This is a genomic window from Acinetobacter indicus (assembly GCF_009914475.1).
Classification (GTDB): Bacteria; Pseudomonadota; Gammaproteobacteria; order Pseudomonadales; family Moraxellaceae; genus Acinetobacter; species Acinetobacter indicus.
In genome coordinates, this window is sequence record NZ_CP045198.1 from 1656756 (window position 1) to 1675443 (window position 18688).

Annotated in this window: 19 protein-coding genes and 2 pseudogenes; 5 read left to right on the forward strand and 16 right to left on the reverse strand. The window is 46.1% G+C overall.

What is annotated here, in order from left to right:
- Positions 1 to 17 precede the first annotated feature (17 nt).
- Positions 18 to 1072 (forward strand): annotated as a pseudogene (locus GA693_RS08290) (ammonium transporter).
- A gap of 73 nt (positions 1073 to 1145) precedes the next feature.
- Here GA693_RS08290 and GA693_RS08295 read toward each other — a convergent pair.
- Entirely contained in the window at positions 1146 to 1769 is a 624-nt protein-coding gene (locus GA693_RS08295; protein WP_104488681.1) for a LysE family translocator, read from the reverse strand.
- A gap of 235 nt (positions 1770 to 2004) precedes the next feature.
- Positions 2005 to 2211 carry an NF038215 family lipoprotein gene (locus GA693_RS08300; protein WP_104499103.1) on the reverse strand — a complete coding sequence of 69 codons (207 nt, stop codon included), beginning with the start codon at positions 2209 to 2211 and terminating at the stop codon, positions 2005 to 2007.
- A 160-nt stretch (positions 2212 to 2371) separates the two neighbouring features.
- Here GA693_RS08300 and GA693_RS08305 point away from each other — a divergent pair, with 160 nt between their 5' ends.
- Positions 2372 to 3232, forward strand: a complete 861-nt coding sequence (locus tag GA693_RS08305) for a 1-aminocyclopropane-1-carboxylate deaminase/D-cysteine desulfhydrase (protein WP_160241088.1) — start codon at positions 2372 to 2374, stop codon at positions 3230 to 3232.
- 25 nt (positions 3233 to 3257) lie between these two features.
- On the opposite strand, the gene GA693_RS08310 is transcribed toward GA693_RS08305, so the two are convergent.
- The 3 genes from GA693_RS08310 to GA693_RS08320 all read right to left on the reverse strand — a co-directional run bounded on the left by GA693_RS08310 (position 3258) and on the right by GA693_RS08320 (position 5728).
- Positions 3258 to 3587 (reverse strand): DUF4870 family protein, encoded by a 330-nt coding sequence (locus GA693_RS08310; protein ID WP_104499095.1) that lies wholly within the window; start codon positions 3585 to 3587, stop codon positions 3258 to 3260.
- Positions 3588 to 3849: 262 nt separating this feature from the next.
- Positions 3850 to 4419 carry a hypothetical protein gene (locus tag GA693_RS08315; protein WP_104484250.1) on the reverse strand — a complete coding sequence of 190 codons (570 nt, stop codon included), beginning with the start codon at positions 4417 to 4419 and terminating at the stop codon, positions 3850 to 3852.
- A 10-nt stretch (positions 4420 to 4429) separates the two neighbouring features.
- Positions 4430 to 5728, reverse strand: coding sequence for a YncE family protein (locus tag GA693_RS08320; RefSeq protein WP_160241087.1), 1299 nt, complete (start codon positions 5726 to 5728; stop codon positions 4430 to 4432).
- A gap of 330 nt (positions 5729 to 6058) precedes the next feature.
- Here GA693_RS08320 and GA693_RS08325 point away from each other — a divergent pair, with 330 nt between their 5' ends.
- Positions 6059 to 7261 carry a BaiN/RdsA family NAD(P)/FAD-dependent oxidoreductase gene (locus GA693_RS08325; protein WP_016659360.1) on the forward strand — a complete coding sequence of 401 codons (1203 nt, stop codon included), beginning with the start codon at positions 6059 to 6061 and terminating at the stop codon, positions 7259 to 7261.
- A 24-nt stretch (positions 7262 to 7285) separates the two neighbouring features.
- Here the strand turns inward: GA693_RS08325 and GA693_RS14775 are convergent, their stop codons facing one another.
- The 4 genes from GA693_RS14775 to GA693_RS08340 form a co-directional block, all read right to left on the reverse strand.
- Positions 7286 to 7432, reverse strand: coding sequence for a hypothetical protein (locus GA693_RS14775; protein WP_005179593.1), 147 nt, complete (start codon positions 7430 to 7432; stop codon positions 7286 to 7288).
- Between the two features lie 133 nt (positions 7433 to 7565).
- Positions 7566 to 7760: a hypothetical protein gene (locus GA693_RS08330; RefSeq protein WP_005179595.1), complete on the reverse strand. Its 195-nt coding sequence runs from the start codon at positions 7758 to 7760 to the stop codon at positions 7566 to 7568.
- Between the two features lie 76 nt (positions 7761 to 7836).
- The gene (locus GA693_RS08335; protein ID WP_160241086.1) at positions 7837 to 9627 is read right to left on the reverse strand and encodes a mechanosensitive ion channel; all 1791 of its coding nucleotides are present in this window, start codon (positions 9625 to 9627) and stop codon (positions 7837 to 7839) included.
- A gap of 199 nt (positions 9628 to 9826) precedes the next feature.
- A complete protein-coding gene (locus GA693_RS08340; protein ID WP_005179600.1) occupies positions 9827 to 10159 on the reverse strand; it encodes a flagellar basal body-associated FliL family protein in 333 nt (110 codons plus the stop codon).
- A gap of 443 nt (positions 10160 to 10602) precedes the next feature.
- Here GA693_RS08340 and GA693_RS08345 point away from each other — a divergent pair, with 443 nt between their 5' ends.
- Positions 10603 to 11025, forward strand: coding sequence for a hypothetical protein (locus tag GA693_RS08345; protein ID WP_034598216.1), 423 nt, complete (start codon positions 10603 to 10605; stop codon positions 11023 to 11025).
- Between the two features lie 94 nt (positions 11026 to 11119).
- On the opposite strand, the gene GA693_RS08350 is transcribed toward GA693_RS08345, so the two are convergent.
- Together GA693_RS08350 and GA693_RS08355 are read right to left on the reverse strand one after the other, a co-directional pair.
- Complete coding sequence (locus GA693_RS08350; protein ID WP_160241085.1) at positions 11120 to 11782, reverse strand: hypothetical protein; 663 nt, start codon at positions 11780 to 11782, stop codon at positions 11120 to 11122.
- Positions 11783 to 11852: 70 nt separating this feature from the next.
- The gene (locus GA693_RS08355; RefSeq protein WP_034597870.1) at positions 11853 to 12614 is read right to left on the reverse strand and encodes a ferredoxin--NADP reductase; all 762 of its coding nucleotides are present in this window, start codon (positions 12612 to 12614) and stop codon (positions 11853 to 11855) included.
- Positions 12615 to 12699: 85 nt separating this feature from the next.
- Between GA693_RS08355 and gigC the strand changes: the two genes are divergently transcribed.
- Positions 12700 to 13581, forward strand: coding sequence for a LysR family transcriptional regulator GigC (gigC, locus tag GA693_RS08360; protein ID WP_005179612.1), 882 nt, complete (start codon positions 12700 to 12702; stop codon positions 13579 to 13581).
- A gap of 49 nt (positions 13582 to 13630) precedes the next feature.
- On the opposite strand, the pseudogene GA693_RS08365 reads toward gigC, so the two are convergent.
- From GA693_RS08365 to nuoM, 5 genes and pseudogenes are all read right to left on the reverse strand, one after another.
- A pseudogene (locus GA693_RS08365) lies at positions 13631 to 14278 on the reverse strand (excalibur calcium-binding domain-containing protein).
- A 166-nt stretch (positions 14279 to 14444) separates the two neighbouring features.
- Positions 14445 to 14738 (reverse strand): cold-shock protein, encoded by a 294-nt coding sequence (locus GA693_RS08370; protein ID WP_005179613.1) that lies wholly within the window; start codon positions 14736 to 14738, stop codon positions 14445 to 14447.
- A gap of 80 nt (positions 14739 to 14818) precedes the next feature.
- Positions 14819 to 15454, reverse strand: coding sequence for a uracil phosphoribosyltransferase (upp, locus tag GA693_RS08375; protein ID WP_045796291.1), 636 nt, complete (start codon positions 15452 to 15454; stop codon positions 14819 to 14821).
- A 122-nt stretch (positions 15455 to 15576) separates the two neighbouring features.
- Positions 15577 to 17070, reverse strand: coding sequence for an NADH-quinone oxidoreductase subunit NuoN (nuoN, locus tag GA693_RS08380; protein WP_005179615.1), 1494 nt, complete (start codon positions 17068 to 17070; stop codon positions 15577 to 15579).
- Between the two features lie 3 nt (positions 17071 to 17073).
- Entirely contained in the window at positions 17074 to 18687 is a 1614-nt protein-coding gene (gene nuoM / locus GA693_RS08385) for an NADH-quinone oxidoreductase subunit M (protein WP_075174598.1), read from the reverse strand.
- Position 18688: the final 1 nt, after the last annotated feature.

The following is an 18688-nucleotide window of genomic DNA, read 5'->3' on the forward strand; positions in this document are numbered from 1 at the left end:
CTCAATTGGAACGCACAATGCCAAATATCGACTTATTATTTCTCCTTCTTGGTGCAGTGCTGGTGCTGGCCATGCATGCCGGATTTGCATTTTTAGAGCTCGGCACCGTTCGGCATAAAAATCAGGTCAATGCCCTAAGCAAGATTCTCACGGACTTTGCCATTTCTGCGGTGGCCTATTTTCTGGTGGGCTTGCCGAACGTGCCAAAATGCGTTCGCAGGCCTTGACGACCTTATTTCTGGTGGCGCTGATTTATCCATTTTTTGAAGGGATGATCTGGAATGGCAACTTTGGTCTGCAACTCTGGCTAGCACACAGCTTTGGTGCCAGTTTCCATGATTTTGCCGGTTCGGTGGTGGTACATGCCATGGGGGGCTGGATTACACTGGCCGCGGTGATTCTGCTGGGCGCGCGTTATGGGCGCTATAAAAAAGATGGTCGTATCAGTGCGCATCCGCCCTCGTCTATTCCTTTTCTGGCTTTGGGTTCCTGGATTTTAATTGTCGGCTGGTTTGGCTTTAATGTCATGAGCGCACAGCGTCTGGATGCCATTTCCGGACTGGTGGCAATCAATTCTTTAATGGCGATGGTCGGGGGCACAATAGCCGCCAAAATTGCAGGTAAAGATGACCCGGGCTTTTTACATAATGGTCCGCTTGCCGGTCTGGTGGCCATCTGCGCCGGCTCCGATGTGGTACATCCACTCGGTGCCTTTGTGATTGGCGGCATCGCCGGGATTATGTTTGTCAAACTCTTCACCTATACCCAAAATAAACTCAAGATTGATGATGTGCTTGGTGTCTGGCCCTTGCATGGCGTATGTGGTGCTTTTGGTGGACTGGCAGTCGGTATCTTTGGGCAGCAATGGCTTGGTGGTATGGGGGGCGTATCCCTGATCTCCCAGCTGTTCGGCACAGCGCTGGCAATTCTGATTGCACTGGCCGGTGGTTTCCTGATTTATGGCATGCTTAAACTGCTGATGGGGATTCGTCTAAGTCAGGAAGAAGAATTTAATGGCGCAGATTTATCCATCCACCGGATTTCTGCCAATTCTGAAGAAAATATGTTCTAAGATAAAAAAGCCTCCGACAAAACGGAGGCTTTTTTGAGATATATTGATCAACGATCAACACAATTTAAACCATCTATTTCATACCAAAAATCAGTTTTAGCCCCAATAGCGTCATCACCACACCGGCCGCACGATCAAACACTTTTTTAAACTTTAAATAGACTGCGCGCGGTTTTTCCGCCGATAGTGCCACCGCCAGCAAGGAACACCAGCCGGCATCAATAAAGAAACACAGAATAGGCAGGACAAAATAAAAATACAGCGGAATCTCTTTGGGTAATAGCGCGGTAAAAATACTGGCCAGCACAATGGCAATTTTAGGATTCGACAATTGGGTAATCAGACCGGTCATAAAAGCACGGTGTAAGGACATTTGCGTGCCGGCAGCATGATCGGCCTGAATCGGGTCTTTGGCATGTTTAATAATTTTAAATGCCAGCCACAGCAGGTATAAACCGCCACAAATTTTTAAGGCCAGATAAGCCGATGGCACAGCCAGTAAAAAGGCCTGTAAGCCCAGCACCGCAAGCAAACCAAAGATGGCTGCGCCCAAACCGGTGCCCAGCGCGGTAAACAGACCATGCTGACGTGAAATCGCAATCGAGTTTTTCGCCACATAAATTGATGTTGGCCCCGGACTCATGGCCCCCAACATCAATGCCAGCGCAATTGATCCCAAAATAAAAACGGATTCCACAGTCCTATCCAATACAATGATCTGCCGGAATTTTACAAGCAAGTGCTTTGAATATCTTCCTATTTTTTACCAGTTGTTTTGATTTTCACGATATTTTTCACTATAGATCTTTATACTGACCTTATAAAATTCACTCCGTATTTTAATCAATCTGCTGAAATTTGCTTGCCATAAAAAAGCACCCAGATACCAGCATGGCCTGAGCGCTTTTCAATATGATCAATTAAATACAATATTAATGAATCTGTGATGAATCAGCATGCTCTGGCCTCACACTCGATTCTTGTTTGGGCAGCAGATAATCCTGATCATGCACTGGCACACCACCAATAATCATGCTGCGTGTTTCTTCCGTTTTCGGCTGGTTTAAATCTCTGGTCGGGTCACAAGCCGCCAGTAAAGCACCCTGGATTAAAATAAGCAGGAAGATGATTCTTTTCATCATTATTCTCCCTTTCTGCAAGGTCTATATGTTTATTTTTTACACAGTTACTATTTTTATGCAAGCCGGATCCGGCTTTTATCGTGAGAGATTATTTAAATGTCTTTACTGACCGCGCCCCGTTTTCAGTTAGAATTGTCAAAAACGTTCCGTTCTGTCTATGTTTGATTCTATTGCCCAGCAGGTGCCTTATCAGCACATTGAATATCGCCACCAGCGCATCAGCATCAAGCGGCTGGATCTGATTCATCCACAGATTTCGGGCAACAAGTTTTTTAAACTGAAATACAACCTGCTGGCCGCCCGGCAACAGGGGTTTGAAAAAGTACTGACCTTTGGCGGAGCCTATTCCAATCATATTGCTGCAACCGCTTTTGCCGCACACCAGTTTGGTTTTCAGAGTCTAGGCATGATTCGCGGTGAAGAACTGGCGCAGCGTCCTCTAAACCCAACCTTGGCTACGGCGCAGCAATTTGGCATGCAGCTGGAGTTTATCTCCCGCAATGCCTATCGCCAGAAAGATCAGCCCGATTTTTTGCAGCACCTGCAACAGCAATATCCCGATTTTTATCTGATTCCGGAAGGTGGCACCAATGCGCTGGCGGTTCAAGGCTGTCGGGAAATTCTGACAGCGGAAGATGCGCAATTCGATCTAATCTGCTGTGCCGTCGGTACGGGTGGCACGTTTGCCGGGTTGATTGAGGCCAGCCAGCAACATCAGCAATTGCTGGGATTTTCGGCCTTAAAAGGTGATTTTTTAACTCATGAGGTCGCGCAGCTCACGACCAAACGCAACTGGCGTATTCTGGATAATTACTGCTGTGGCGGTTATGCCAAAACCACACCCGAATTAATCCAGTTTATTCAGACGTTTGAGCAGCGTTATAATATTCCGCTGGAGCAGGTTTATACCGGCAAAATGCTGCGCGGCATCTTTGATCTGATTGATCAAGATAAAATTGGGCCAGACCAGAAAATTTTACTGATCCATACTGGCGGGCTACAGGGACGCGCGTTTTAAAGCATTAGCTTCAAGTGCAGTCTATTTATGATACCGGCTGGTTATTGTTTAGCGCCATCAGGCCTTTCACCAAACGGTAGATATGCCAGATAAAGGCCAGCAACAGCACAATAAAACCAATCAGAATGGTGGTCAGAACCGCACCGACCAGATAGGCAATCAGCGTCACCCAAAAGGTTTTGATTTGCCAGTTCACATGACTTTCCAGCCAGGTACCACGCATTTCCGCGCGTTTTAAATAATTCATGATAATGGCAATAATTGGCGTAACACCGACAAAAAAGCCGACGATATACAGAATATAGGTGATCAAGTTGTATTGTTTGAGCTGATCCAGCCCCGCGGTTTGATTCATTGATTTTTTCCTTTTTTATAAAGTCCGATACCAGATGTAGATGCCTAGCCGACATTTCTGTTTATTGTTAAGCAAATCAAAGTGTAACTGCGTCAAGTTGAAGCTCGACACCTTAATATAAACAGATCATAAAAAAGTCTGATGAAAGTTTTGTTGATGATCTGTATGTGCTGTGAAATTCAAAGTTCATCTGTTGTGACGTCCTCAATCGGGCTTCCATCCAGCGGATACAGTTTCAACTGGATGGAAGGAAAATCAAAACTTAAGGCTGATTGGTCTCTGGCAATGGATTGGCGGCAAAATAGCGCTCCAGATGATTCACATGTGAATCCGGACGTGGCCGGCGCATATTTTCTGCGACCCCGTTATAGAGCTCAGCCCGTGGCGTTAAGTGGAATTTATTCAGCTCTGGGTCCATATACGGTAAGCGCTGTTTACGCTGTAAATATTGATGCAATTGCTGATTAATTTCCTGTAAACCGTAGCCGCCTTTGGCCCAGGCGCTGTCGTGGCTGCCCCAGTGATGGCCGAACTCATGGCCCACAATGCCAATACTGGTATTAAAATAATGCGCATAGAACAGCCAGGTATCGACTCCCAGCACATTTCGTCCGCCTAAACCGCCGCCCACGGTGGTCACCCCGAGCGTCACTTTGCCACGGTTCATAATCTCATCATAATATTTTTGATACTCCGCTGCGGTAAAGTAACCGCCATCTCCGACCACTTGGCCCTTGTTGCCAAAGAAGTCATGCCCCATGACCGCTTTATGGTTAAACCAGATGTGTTTAAACTCAGGGCTATTCACCAGATAGGCAAAATTGGTAATCATAATCACCCATTCACGCGCATAGGCTGGAGTAATTTTGCCCCAGATGCTGTAAATTTGCCGATAAAATATTATCCATATAAAAATGGCGCAGGTTTTCATTGGTCAGGGTTTCCCAGCTTTCCCCATCTTGCAGCACATAACTGCGGCTTTGGGCCTGCTGCTGCTTGAGTGCCGTGACTGTGGCAGCAGTATTGGACTGGAACTGCTGCAATCGCTTAAGCGGCATCATGACAATTTTGCCGTTAAACAGGCTGAATAAATGTTCCTGACTAACCTGAATATCTAAGGCACCGGCCAGTTGCTGATCGGTACTCGCCCCTGCCGTACGATATTTATAAAAACTTTCTTCTGCGGCTGGAAAAATATTCTGTAGATTTTGCGTATTTGGTAAAGCTGAACTGTCGATCCGGCCTGAAGTATGGGCTGCATAAAAACGCTGGTCATCCGCGGCATGAAATACCCGTGTTCCCACATTTTCCTGTCGTGTCGCCGCCACGTTTGTTGCGCCTTCTTCAAGATGAGTCAGGTCATATACATAGCTCATACCCTTATTAAAACTGGCATACAGCAAATTACCGACAGCTTCCAAACGCGCACTACAGTTATAACCACAGTTCGGCAAGGACAAACGTGCATATTTTTTGGCTTTTAAATGATTGGTGCTACTGATCTCACTTTGCTTCCAGACATTAATCCGGCTATGCGTATCTGTGGCAAATACATATTGATCATTTGCTGCCACCGACATGGGATGCACAACCACGGTATTGTGCTGATCACCCGACCAACTGCCGGTTCCCAACGACATCAGAAATTGTGGTTCGCCTGAGCCTAAATCAAAGACATCGACCCGGTTAGACGAATAAGAAGCCGCATATAAGCGGTCGTTATGTACACTTAAATCAAACAACCGATTCCACGGCCGACCAATGCCGGAAATATTCTGGGCATGGATCGAACTCAAGACTCGCTTGGCTTTCAGGTCATAACGCAAAATGCTTGCCTCGGCGCTGTCATTGGCCACATACAAAATATCCTGATGCACCACCATCGCTTTCGGATTCCAGCTGTCCAGACCAAAAGTCTGGGCACTAAATTCGGTGACCAGATCTGCAAAGCGAACGTCATTGATCAAGCTGGCAGTGACAGGCGTGGTATCAGGTGTTGAACCAGGTGAAGTTGGCGTCACAGGAGCCGGTGCAGATGGATTTGAAGATGTTGCCGTATTGCTGTCACTGCCACCGCCGCCACCGCAGCCAGTGAGAGCCATACTCAAAATTACCGCCAGGCTTAATAATGTTTTATTCATTGTGTTCCCCAAGAGACAAAGTCATGACATAAAAAATATGTCTAAAAATTGCTATTTATTCTGAACAACAATGCCCCTTTAATAAATACTAAACTATTGATTTAAAACAACTTTAAAATAAAACCAGATCAAATAAACACGACTTTGCCGCGTAAAAAATCACCTTAAAACAGTAAAATGTGGCCTTACTAACGATGATTTGGTTTATTGATAGACCATTCCTGCTTTATAGGAAAAGTAAATATTCTGCGCACATTTCAATCTGGAAAATGCGGCATCATCAAACGATAAAGTCTATAATAGTCCGCTTTCATTTTCTCTCGGTGCAACATGGCAACAGCAAATCAATACGATGTTCTAGTTTTGGGTGCCGGTGCGTCTGGTTTAATGACCGCCTATATGGCTGCCCAGCGCGGACGCAAAGTATTGGTGCTGGAAAAAGCCAATAAAGTTGGCAAGAAAATCCTGATGTCGGGCGGTGGTAAATGCAATTTCACCAACCTCTATGTCGAGCCAAGCAACTATATTTCACATAATCCGCATTTTGTGATTTCCGCGCTCAGCCGCTATACCAATTGGGATTTTATCGGGCTGGTCTGCGAATATGGCATTGACTATGAAGAACGTAAACATGGGCAGCTGTTTACCTTAAATGGCGCCAAAGACATTCTGAATATGCTGCTGGCCGAGTGTGACAAAACCGGTCTGGTCGAGATTAAAACCAGCTGTGAAGTCAAAGCCATGACCGCCATAGATGATTTGGGTTTTCAGGTCGCAACCACTTTAGGTTATTTTCAGGCAGAATCTGTAGTGATCGCCAGTGGCGGCCTGTCCATTCCGACGCTGGGAGGGTCCGGAATCGGTTATGAAATTGCCAAGCAGTTTGGCCATCATGTCTATCCGACCCGTGCCGGCTTGGTGCCGTTTACCTTTTCCGACAGTTTTAAAGAAGTCACCACCCGCCTCAGTGGTAATGCTGTAGAAGCGACACTTTCCAATGCGCTAAACAGCTTTACCGAAGCCTTGCTGTTTACTCACCGCGGTTTAAGCGGACCAAGTTCGCTGCAGCTGTCCAATTACTGGGATGTCGGCCAAAGTTTTCATATCGACTTCCTGCCGGCCGTGGATTTAGCCGAGTTTTTTAAAGCCAAAAAATCCAGCCAGCCGAAAGTGCTGTTACGTACCTTACTGGCCGAACATTTACCGAAAAGTGTGGTGGCAGAGCTGCAACAGCTGATCTGGCCGGAACAGGCGGAAAGCGCCATCGGACAGCTGAGTGATGAAAAACTGGAGCAGATTGCAGCGCGCCTGCACAGCTTTGAAGTCAAACCGTCAGGTACCGAAGGCTACCGTACCGCAGAGGTGACTTTAGGTGGCGTCGATACCACTGAAGTTTCTTCCAAAACCATGGAAAGTAAAAAGCAGAAAGGCTTGTATTTTGTCGGTGAGGTGCTGGATGTGACGGGCCATTTAGGTGGTTATAACTTCCAGTGGGCCTGGGCGTCAGCGCATGCCGCCGCCCAATATGTCTGATGGTTTATAAAACTGGTGGATGAATTATTCCAGATAATCTGTGCGCAATAAGCACAGATGATTCTGGCGTTGTACACGTAAAATAGTCTGCTGCATTTTCACCACGGCGCACTGAACATGCTTTGGTAGTACTGCCGGCTGTTCTGATTGTTTTAAGCTAATTTTTAACATAAGGTCTTCCCCAAATAGACTTTCGTCGATTTTATTCCCTGAATATTTCATACAGATTAAATATAAGCATCTAAAATATATGAAATATTTATTCCTTTTTTATGAAGCTTTACTATAACAAAAAATTGTTCATTTATACAACATCATCGACTTTGGTCGCAGCTTGCCCGGTATCGCCCGAATCATCAGCGCTCTGGGCGGGTTGGTTTTGATTTTGGTTTTGAGTTTTGGCAAAAATAAATTTATAGGCGCTGGCCAAAAAGCCAAGGGTAATCCCTGCAATCACTACGGGTGCAAAAAGATTGGAAGGCGCTTTCTTTTTCGTCATTCTGCTTCTCCAGTTTTCAACAAAAAACGAGGTCGATCAACACTCAGTTTGATCGACCTTGTAGATAGATGACAGGTTATTTCGGATCATCTTTTCGTGGTTGATGTGCATCGACATCCGGTTCTTTTTCACCAGTTGAACCAAACGGATTATTGCTGGCCGGATGCGCCGGGTCTACCTTCAGCGTATCAGGTGTAACCTGATCTGCACCGGATGCTTCATCTTCCTGTGGTGCAGTGGTCAGCGTTGCCGGTGTGGTATTCGACAAATCCGTAGTCATGGGGGTATTTGTCCCTTGTGACGGGTCCTGTTTGTTCATTGGATTCACTCCTGGGGTCGTAAAGCCACTATTGGCCGCACTGTCCTGCTCCTGTTTCAACGGATTCGGCTGCTTGGCTTCGCGTTTGGCTTTATCAATCAGATCGGTTAAAACACGTTCTGCCGGTTGACGGCCACCCAGACCAAAGGCCAGAGCAAAGGCCACCGCAACTGCACCCAAGGTTAAACCGAAGGCCAGGTTCACAATAGAATCGGCAATGCCCATGGCACGTAAGCCCATTGCTACGACCAGACCCATAATCAGTACGCGTACCAGCGTCGCTAACCAGCGTGAACTGTTGTATTCACCACGCTCGACCACTTTGGCCACCACATTCGCCAGCCAGAAACCGACCACCAGAATGACCGCGCCCAGCAGAATATTGGCACCGAAGTAAATGAACATCGAAATCAGACCACTTACCTGCTCGAAACCAAGACGATTGGCCGCTTCAGACACGGCAAACAGCATGGTAAAGAACACGATCAGACAACCAACCATGGTCGATACTTTGGTGGTACCGAGGAAACGCTGTACGCCCAGTTTGGCCGGAATTTCATCGACACCCGTACCTGAAATAATTTCAACCACCAGATTGGCCACGAAACGTGACACCACATAGGCAATGATCAGGATTAAACCGGCGGCAATAATATGCGGAATTGCATACATGATTTCATGCAGCATGGCGGTTGCCGGCTGAGAAATCGCCTCAATACCCAAGGCTTCAAATGCAATGATTAATGCAGTAATGATGATCAGGGCAAAAACAAAAGAACCGACCAGCTTCGGCAAGTTAGAGTTCTTGAACAGGCCAATTTTTTGCGCCTGCTGTTGCAGATTCAGGCTACCAATTAAACCTTCGACAATACCACGGACAATTTTAGCCAGAATATAACCGACAAAAATAATCACGCCGGCAATAAAGATATTCGGCAGATAAGAAATGGCTTCAGTCACCATGTTTTGTACTGGATACAACAGGCCGTTTAAGCCCAGAATCGACAGCACAATTGGCAAGAACAGTAACAGGATTAACCAGTACACAATATCACTGATATTGCGGCTAATCGGGCTAACCCCGACATCGGCACTGAGCTTTTCATCCAGCTGGGTACGGTTCAGTACGCGCTGCAGGCCCATTTTGACCAGCGTTGCGACAATCCAGGCAATAAAACCGACCGCAATGGCTGCCAGCAATTGGGGAATAAAGACCAGGAAGCTTTGAATCATATTGCTAAACGGCCCACTGACACTGGTCAGGTTCAGCACATTCAGCGCCGCGATAATCGCGATAATCATGATGATCCAGAAGGCAACTCTGGACAGGATACTTTCTACATTGGGACGGTGCCCGGTGGCATGCGACAGCTTCTGGTTGATGCCCAGCTTTTCTAAGCCTTTTTTAATGGCTGCACCGACAATTAATGCAATAATCCAACCAATAATAAGTATGGCAATCGCCGATAAAATGGGATGAAACTGTTCCCAGTAGTACATGGCATCGAAGCCTGCACCTCTCGGGTTTCCATCAAAATAATCATTCATATGTCTTGCCCTCTTGTTATGACTTTCTACATTCGTTGTTCATGGCAAAAGATGCGCATCTTGATCATGGTAAAAATGAAAGGTTTAAGTACTTTGTATTTTTAAGTACCGTGTTTTTATGAAGTACCAAGCGTGTAAGAATGCACGGCTATCGCAAAAAACCCTGAACTGACGGTCAGGGTTTATGCAATCTTCAGACTTATTGAGCGGTGGCCGTAGCGGTATCGCCATCAGTGGCAGTGGCTGAATCACCATCTACAGCGGTGCCAATGTCGCCATCCACACCTGTGGTCGCCACACCTTCTTCAGCCATTGCAGGCGTACTGTTATTGGGTGTAGCCTGTTCTACATTGGCATTCGGATGCCCAGGTGGTGCCTCACTCGGTTTAGGATCACGATCCGCAAACATGTACACCACCAGTGCCAGCAGAAAAACACCCACAGCAATCAAGATAAAAACTGGCATACGTTTTTTCTTTTGTACTTCTTCTGCGCTTGTGACATGAGGTGGCTTGTTAAAATCATGGCTCATGTTTCCCTCACTTCTTTTCTATTCGCTTGTCGAATTTTTATACTAACAAGAAGCATTGTTGTGTTGTGTGACAAAGCATTGTGAGATGGTGAAAAATGTAATTACAAAAAATGAAGTTTTTTACTGCTTTCATTTTATTCAAAATTTTGACGCAAGCCGGGTTCAGCAGCTGGTAAATTCTACGTAATTTTTAGCCCCTCCTAGCAGACGGAGTAACTGATGCAAAATTAGAAGAATAAGCACATGAAAAGGAATATAGAGCCGCCTAGATGTGAGGAAAAAATCAGCAGCCTGAGCATCCTCCAGTCCTGATCAGCCCCTCCTTGCTTAATACAGCAAAATGCCAGGTAACAATTTGCTTCAGATCGCCCACCACAAGCGCTGCCTTAACGCATACAAATGCGCTATAATACGTCACTCTTTTTTTCATGCTCCAGAATTTTATGGCGTATCGTCAACAAAGTGTAACGCTTGATCTTGACACTGACGTCACACATCAATGTGCTTTGCACTACACGCGTGATCAGCATTTAATCGGGATTATTGAGTTCAGTAAACCGAGCTTTCTTCTGAAATGGGGCGATCTGGAATATTTCCGCCGTCGTACTGAAGAGTTTTCAGTGATGCCGTTTCCAGACTGCATTAATGCCATGGTGATTGATGTGCGTAATGTCGCGGCCTGGCTCGATAATGAAGTGCCGATTATTCCATGGCGCTTACTGGAAGAAGAATGTCCAGTGCGTCTGGTGGTCCCTGCAGACCGTGTCGAACACTATGCCGGCTTTTTTGAACCAACTTGGCTGACTACTGATACAGAAACAGCGATTCAGGAAATCCGTCATTTTATGGATATGTTTGTGCATTAAGTATATTCAAGCGGCACTGACACTTCATCAAAAAAACCTCATCTGAATCATACAGATGAGGTTTTTTAATAGAATATACGTTTCATTTAATCCGCTAGCGAATGGTAAAAATACACTGCTGCTTAAAACTGGATTTGGGTAGCCAGATCAGCTGTTTATAGCGCACCTGATCTATTCCAAAACTTTGCATTTTCTGGCGTGTATAGCGCCAGCCAATACAATCTTGATAGCGCGCATATTCAGGCGCTTGCCCTGCTGTAGTCGATGCCTGCTGGACCTGAATTTTCTGGAAAAACGCGGTTTCTCTGGCGCGCATCGGGCCAATATACTGCTGATAGGCCTGCTCCATGTCTGCATCATCAAACTGCATTGGTTGCATGGCGCCGCCATGCCAGCCCAGCTGACTGCGCCAGTTCAGATATTTGATCTTTCCGGCCGGAAACACATAATTGGCGCAGGAGGAAAAACAGTATTGCCCGACTTCTACATTCAGCTGATGCGCATAGACCAGATCACCCAAATCCATTCCCAGACCAATTTCACCCCCTTGACTGGTGATTTTCAGGGTCTGTACTTGCGGGAACTGCTTTAACAAGGCAGCTGCACGGGTATTGGCATCTTGGCTGAGCGGGCCAGTATAGATCAGCACATTTTCTTGTACCGTCACTTCTGTTTCCGTGCCTGTGATATTTGCCTGCAGCGTAGTTGCCGCCACCAGCGCGACGCTGGCCATAAGCATGGATTGAAACACTTGCATCACATCCTCACAGAACAATAAACCAGGCTGAGAACAGCAGACCATTGAAGTAAGCCTGTAGCACTCAAGCTTACCAGTAGTTTTCTACTGCAATATTGCCTTCTCCACGGCGATTCATGCTCAGACCACGCGCTTTTAGGGCTTCTTTGGTATCTTCCACCATTTGCGGGTTACCACATAGCATCACATGACTGCTGTCCGGATTAAAAGACAGGCCCACAGCTTTTTCCAGCTCGCCATTGGCGATTAACACCGGCAGACGGTCATGCAAAGGTGCGTTCGGATCACGGGTAATAATCGGCACAAATTTAAAACCTGTATGCCCTTCGCCAAAAGTCGCTGCAATTTCTTCAATCCGCTCGACATAGGCCAGTTCAGCGGCAGTACGGACACTATAGACCAGATGGATATGCTGGTATTTATTCCAGGTGTCGAAGTCTTGCAGCATCGACAGGAATGGTGCCAGTCCGGTGCCGGTACCCAAAAGCCATAAGTCTTGTGGCAAAGGCAACTGATAACGCGCCAAGGTTAAAAAGCCATAGGGGACTTTTTCCAGATACAGCTCATCGCCAACCTGTAGATGTTGCAGATTGGAGGTAAAGGCCCCATCGGGTACGACAATTGAAAAGAATTCCAGGGTTTCATCAAAAGGTGACGACACCACCGAATAGGCCCGCACCACCAGTTCATCGCCGACTTTAAGGCCAATACGCGCAAATTGTCCGGCAGTAAATTTAAAGTGGGCTGGACGCGTCATGGTAAAGCTGAACAAGGTATCGGTCCAGCGATGTACAGATAACACCGTTTCTAGGCTAAATTTTTCAATTGACATAATTTGTACGTGGCATGAAAGACTGCGCTCATGGTAGCATGGCAGCATAATTTATTAATATTTTTTAAATGTTAAGGCTATATTCATGCGCATGACTTTACGCCAATTGGCTGTTTTTGTAGCAGTCGCTCAAGAAGGCACAGTAACCAAGGCCAGTGATGCCGTCAAACTGACGCAAAGTGCGGCGAGTATGGCTTTAGCAGATCTGGAAGATGGTTTAGGCGCACCCCTGTTTGACCGTTTAGGTAAACGCCTGCAATTGAATGATCTGGGCCGTTTTTTACTCCCGCAGGCGCTTGAAATTCTAGGCCGCTGTGAAGCCTTTGAACAGGCCGCCAAAGGCGAGCTGCAAAGCATTGATTTGCGCCTGGGCGCGACCCTGACCATTTCCGATTATCTGATGCCAGATTTAATGGCCAACTTCCTACAAATTCAGCCACAGGCGCATTTACAGCTGCAGGTCGGCAATACCCGTCAAATGATTGAAGCAGTCAACCAGTTCCAGCTCGATTTAGCCCTGATTGAAGGTTCCTGTCATTTGCCGCAGCTGCAATGTATCCACTGGCGTGATGATGAACTGGCGGTCTGCTGTTCACCGAATCATCCGCTGGCGCAGCTAGACCGTGCCTTAACCGCAGAAGACTTTAAACAGGTGGAATGGATTTTACGTGAAGAAGGTTCAGGCACCCGTGAAGTATTTGATAACGCCATTTTAAAAGATGTGCCAGATGCCAAAATCCGTTTAACCCTGGGTCATAATGAAGCCATTCTGAAAATTGTGGCCGGCGGCTTAGGCATGTCCTGTATTTCAAAACTGGCGATTGAGCCTTTACGTGAAAAAGGCCAGCTGGTGATTTTAGACACTCCATTCTGGCAACTGGCGCGGCCTTTATTTATGCTGGTGCATCGTCAGAAATACCAGGGTCCAGGTCTGAAAGCCTTTATGAAGTTCTGTGACAGCAAATAAGACTGTATTTAATCCATAAAAAAGCGCCTGCAGGCGCTTTTTTCATACCTTATCGAAATTGGCTTTCACATGGAATCCCGTCGCCATCACCATCCATTTTGGTATTTGGGCAATTACGAATAAAGAATAAAGCCTCCTCATAAGACTTCATCTGACTACAATGCTCGCGGCCATCACATTTAAATTGTTCAGATGAGCTGCTACTTACCGGCAGCGCTTACTCTACATTCTCTTGGACATTTTCTAAATTCTTTTTCCCTTTTTCACTAAGTCCAAGTTCCGGTAATTCGCCATGTACCGCTCTTTGCTCAGCTACGATCTGTTGCTGAGCAATCATCAGTTCTTCAAGTTTTTGCTGTTTCTGAGCTTGATATTCTTGATATTTCTTATATACCAAAATACTTAATCCTAAAATAATGATTAAGCCTAATACAGTAATGATCTTTGAATTAAGCCATGAAGACTTCTTTTTATCTCTTGACGAAACTTTACCCTCGATATTTCTGTATCGTAGATTGTTCTGTTCAGCAGGCTCTGATACTTTTAGGTCTAAGCGCACAATATTCGCGGCTTTAAATTTTCCTGCATCTTCAACAATTATAAATTTTAGATTTTCACCGATTTTAGGTGGAACATTCTTATTGAGAAAATCTTTGATGTGGAAAAATAAATCTTTTGACTCTTTCTCTATCTGAATAAAACCAAAACCACGATCTTCATGCTAGCTTTTGATTTTCCCCTCTTGAAACATAATGCGCTCTTATCTTTGATATTTTTAATAATTGTAATAAAAAAGAAGCTAAAAAGCCTCTTTTCTATTCTTATACTCGACTTAAGCAGAATATATAAATTCTACCTCAGTACTAACGTCGGAAATTGGACAGCAGGGAAGAAGTAATCGACTGGTTATGGGCGGCCACTTTGGATTTTTTGGCTTTGGCCGACTGGTCTTCAACCCGCTCAATTTTCACTGCTTTAAACTTGTTGCCGTTTTTGACCACATTAAATTTCACCCGGTCATTTCGCTTCGGTTCTATCCCATCGGCCGGGAAATCGGAAATATGAAAAAACACTTCGCCTTCCGGACAGGCAATAAAGCCGTAACCCTTGTCTGCGTTGTATTGCTTAACTTTACCCTGATATTGTTCGTTGCTCATCGACCTGTCCCCCTTTTGCGCTTCAAGCTTAGTATATAAAAAAGAGGCTATAAAAGCCCCTTCTCTGTTCACTAGCAAAATCAGTCTTTTTGCACGGAACCGAAAATTTTGTCACCGGCATCACCCAGGCCCGGTACGATATAGCCATTTTCATTCAGGCCCTGATCCACAGAGGCAGTGAAAATTACCACATCCGGATGCGCTGCTTCTACACGCTGAATGCCTTCTGGCGCAGCCACCAGCACCATCACGCGAATATCTTTACAGCCGCTGGCTTTTAACACATCAATCGCCGCCACTAAAGATGAACCGGTGGCCAACATTGGGTCAATGATCATGGCAATACGGTTTTGTACATCCGGTACCAGTTTTTTGTAGTAGGTACGTGCTTCCAGCGTTTCTTCATCACGCTCTAAGCCCAGTACAGACACTTTGGCGCTTGGAATCAGGTTCAGGAAACCATCCAGCATGCCAATACCGGCACGTAAAATTGGTACCACCGTAATTTTTTTACCGGCAATACGGTCTACCGTGACCGCACCATTCCAGCCGTCAATTTCATGCTCGACCATTGGCAAATCTTTGGTCGCCTCATAGGTCAACAGCATGGTCACTTCTTGCGCCAGCTCGCGGAAGTTTTTAGTGCTGATATCTGCACGACGCAGTAAACCGAGTTTATGACGAATGAGCGGATGACGAATTTCATGGATAGCCACGGGAGAACACCTAAAAGGTTAAGATAAAATTCCGTCTATTATAATCATTTTTTGACCCTGATAAAAACAAAAAAGCCCTCAAATATTGAGGGCTTTTTGCTAGACAATTCTCTTTTTCAAGATTATTGCTGAGACAGCATGAAGTGAATTGGAGATAAAATCTCGGCTTCAAGCGCCATCTGGATAATTGGATCCGGATAAACACCAATCACCAATACCGCCAGTGCAGCCAGCAGAACCATGATCCCGCCAACACGTTGACCCCAGTGATCGACTGCATCCATTTTTGGTGTTTCTGGCGGAGTCATATACATCACCACCATCACACGTAAATAGTAATACAGACCAATACCCGAACCGACAATAATCATCGCTGCCAGGAACCAGTGCTGGGTTGTTACCGCAGCCATGACTATCAGGAACTTACCAATAAAGCCTGCAGTCAGTGGAATACCGGCCAGAGACAGCATCATCACGGTTAATACAGCAGTCAGCACTGGACGACGCCAGAACAGACCACGGTATTCAGCCAGACTTTCTGCTTCTGAAGTGTTGTTATATGGACTCGACATTAACGCTACGGCACCGAAAGCACCAATCGTGGTTAATACATAGGTAATCACATAAACAGTCACATTACCCAAGCTGGCATAAGTCAGACTGATCAGACCAATCAGCAGATAACCGAAGTGTGCGATTGAAGAGTATGCCAGGACACGCTTCAAGTTCACTTGGCGTACCGCCAGGAAGTTACCGACCACAATCGACAGTACGGCGATAATGGTCAGCAGTGTAATAACTGATTCTTGCAGGATGGCACCTGAAGTCAGCAAGTAACGTACGAACAAACCAATGGTCGCCACTTTGGCAGCCGTTGCCAGGAAGGTCGCGATTGGTGCTGGAGCACCCGCATACACATCTGGTGTCCATTTGTGGAATGGTGCCAAAGACAGTTTGAATGCAACCGCAAAGATAATTAAGGCAATACCTAAAATGACCAGTGGCTGGTGCAGGTTCTGCATAAGCGCCTGTACAGAGTCATAGAATGACAGTGAACCGGTGTAGGCATAAATATACGCCATACCCATCAGCAACATCGCAGATGCGGTTGCTGAAAGTACCAGGTATTTCACCCCTGCTTCTAAAGACTTCGAACGCTGATGTGTATAGGCCAACAAGCCATACACCGGAATCGACATCAATTCCAGGCTGATGAAGAATGAAGCATAGTGCGAGCTTGCCACCATGAGCATTGCGCCTGCAACTGAGGACAACATCAGGATGTACAGCTCTTCACGATTGTCTTTATAGCTTTCAATATAAGCATGTGACAAGGTACAGCAAGCCAGTGCAGCAACCAGGATCAGTAACTGATAAACCAGTGTGAACTGATCAATCATAAACATGCCCATGACATTCGCTGGTGCAAAAGCACCACCGAATAATGAGAGCAGAATATACGCTGCAGCAAGGTTTAAGCCCACTACAGATGCTGTCGCAATCAGGTTATGGTTACGCTTGATTGCGGTGAGAATCATCACGACGATCGCAGTTAAAGCCACGATCATCACAGGAGCTAATGGCATAAGCTCGGAAAATGACATTGTGAAGTTCATGACTTATTGGATCTCCACATTTTCGAGTTGAGTGCTTACCTGTTCGGTCACGTCAACTAGCTCTTGAACTGGAATGTAGCTGTTTGCTAACCACGCCATGCTTGAATTGGAAATATCAAGGAAGCTTTGTGGATACAGACCAAGCCATAACAGACCAACGGCACAAATTAACAGAATCACAATTTCACGCGCATCCAGATCTTTTAACGGATTGCTGTAATGCTGTTTTTGCTCTTCGTTTGGTGTACCAAATAATGCTTTGTGAATCAGGATCAGACCATAAAGACCTGCAAACACCAGACTCACTGCAGCAATGATTGTAAATACAGGGAACTGGTTGAATGAACCCATCAGAATCAGGAATTCACCAATAAAGTTACCCAGACCCGGGATACCGACCAATGCTGCCACGAAGAACATCAGGAAGAAGGCCAGATACGGGAATTGACCACGAATACCACCCATCAGACGCATGTCACGGGTATGCACACGTTCATAGACCTGACCACACATAATGAACAATGCAGCAGATGACAAGCCATGTGCCAGCATCATGATCATTAAGCCTTGGTAAGTCAGGATATTACCTGCGTAAATCGCCAGTAACACAAAGCCCATGTGCGAAATAGAGGTATAAGCCAACAGGCGTTTCATATCGGTTTGCTGGAAGGCACACCAAGCGCCGTAGAAAATACCAATTAAACCGAAAATAATCGCGATGTCTGCAAACTGTGCAGAAGCCGCCGGGAAGAATGGAATCACAAAACGGAGTAAACCGTACGCTGCAGTCTTAATCAAGATACCTGCAAGGTCAACAGAACCTGCTGTTGGTGCCTGTGCGTGGGCATCTGGTAACCAGCCGTGTAACGGGAAAACTGGAAGTTTTACCGCAAAGCCGATGAACATACAGATCATGAAGGCATAAGCCACTGCCGGTAACTGTGCATCAAGCGTATTCGCCACCGCTAACAGATAGTGGTAGTTGAACGAGATGGTACCTGACAGCATGTAACCGTAAATCACCAGCCCCAGGATACCGATCAGCATGATCAGACCTGCAACCTGTGTATAGATGAAGAACTTGGTTGCTGCGTAAACACGCGATTTACCATCTGCCCCTTTATGCCCCCAAAGCGCAATCAGGAAGTAGATTGGAACCAGCATCATCTCCCAGAAGAAGAAGAACAGGAACAGGTCAATCGCCAGGAATACACCAATTACGCCACCTAAAGACCATAACAGGTTCAGGTGGAAGAAGCCCACGTTCTTCTGGATTTCACCCCAAGAACAGCCGACGGCCAAAATACCCAGCAGCGCTGTCAGGCCAACCATGAGTAATGATAAGCCATCTACCGCCAAGTGAATGTTAATGCCCAGGGTTTGAATCCAAGGCAACTGGAATTGGGCAGCCCAGCTTGGAACCTGTGCACCCAATTCATATTGATACGTACCTGATTGCCATAACGCCAGGGTCAGACCCAGCGTTACCAGCATACCCACCAGCGCAATATAGCGCGGCAGTTTGTCGTCGAGCTTGTCGACGATCCAACAAATAAAACCTGCAATGAACGGAACGAGGATCAGTGCGGGTAAAATGATATTGTTTGGAGCTTCCATC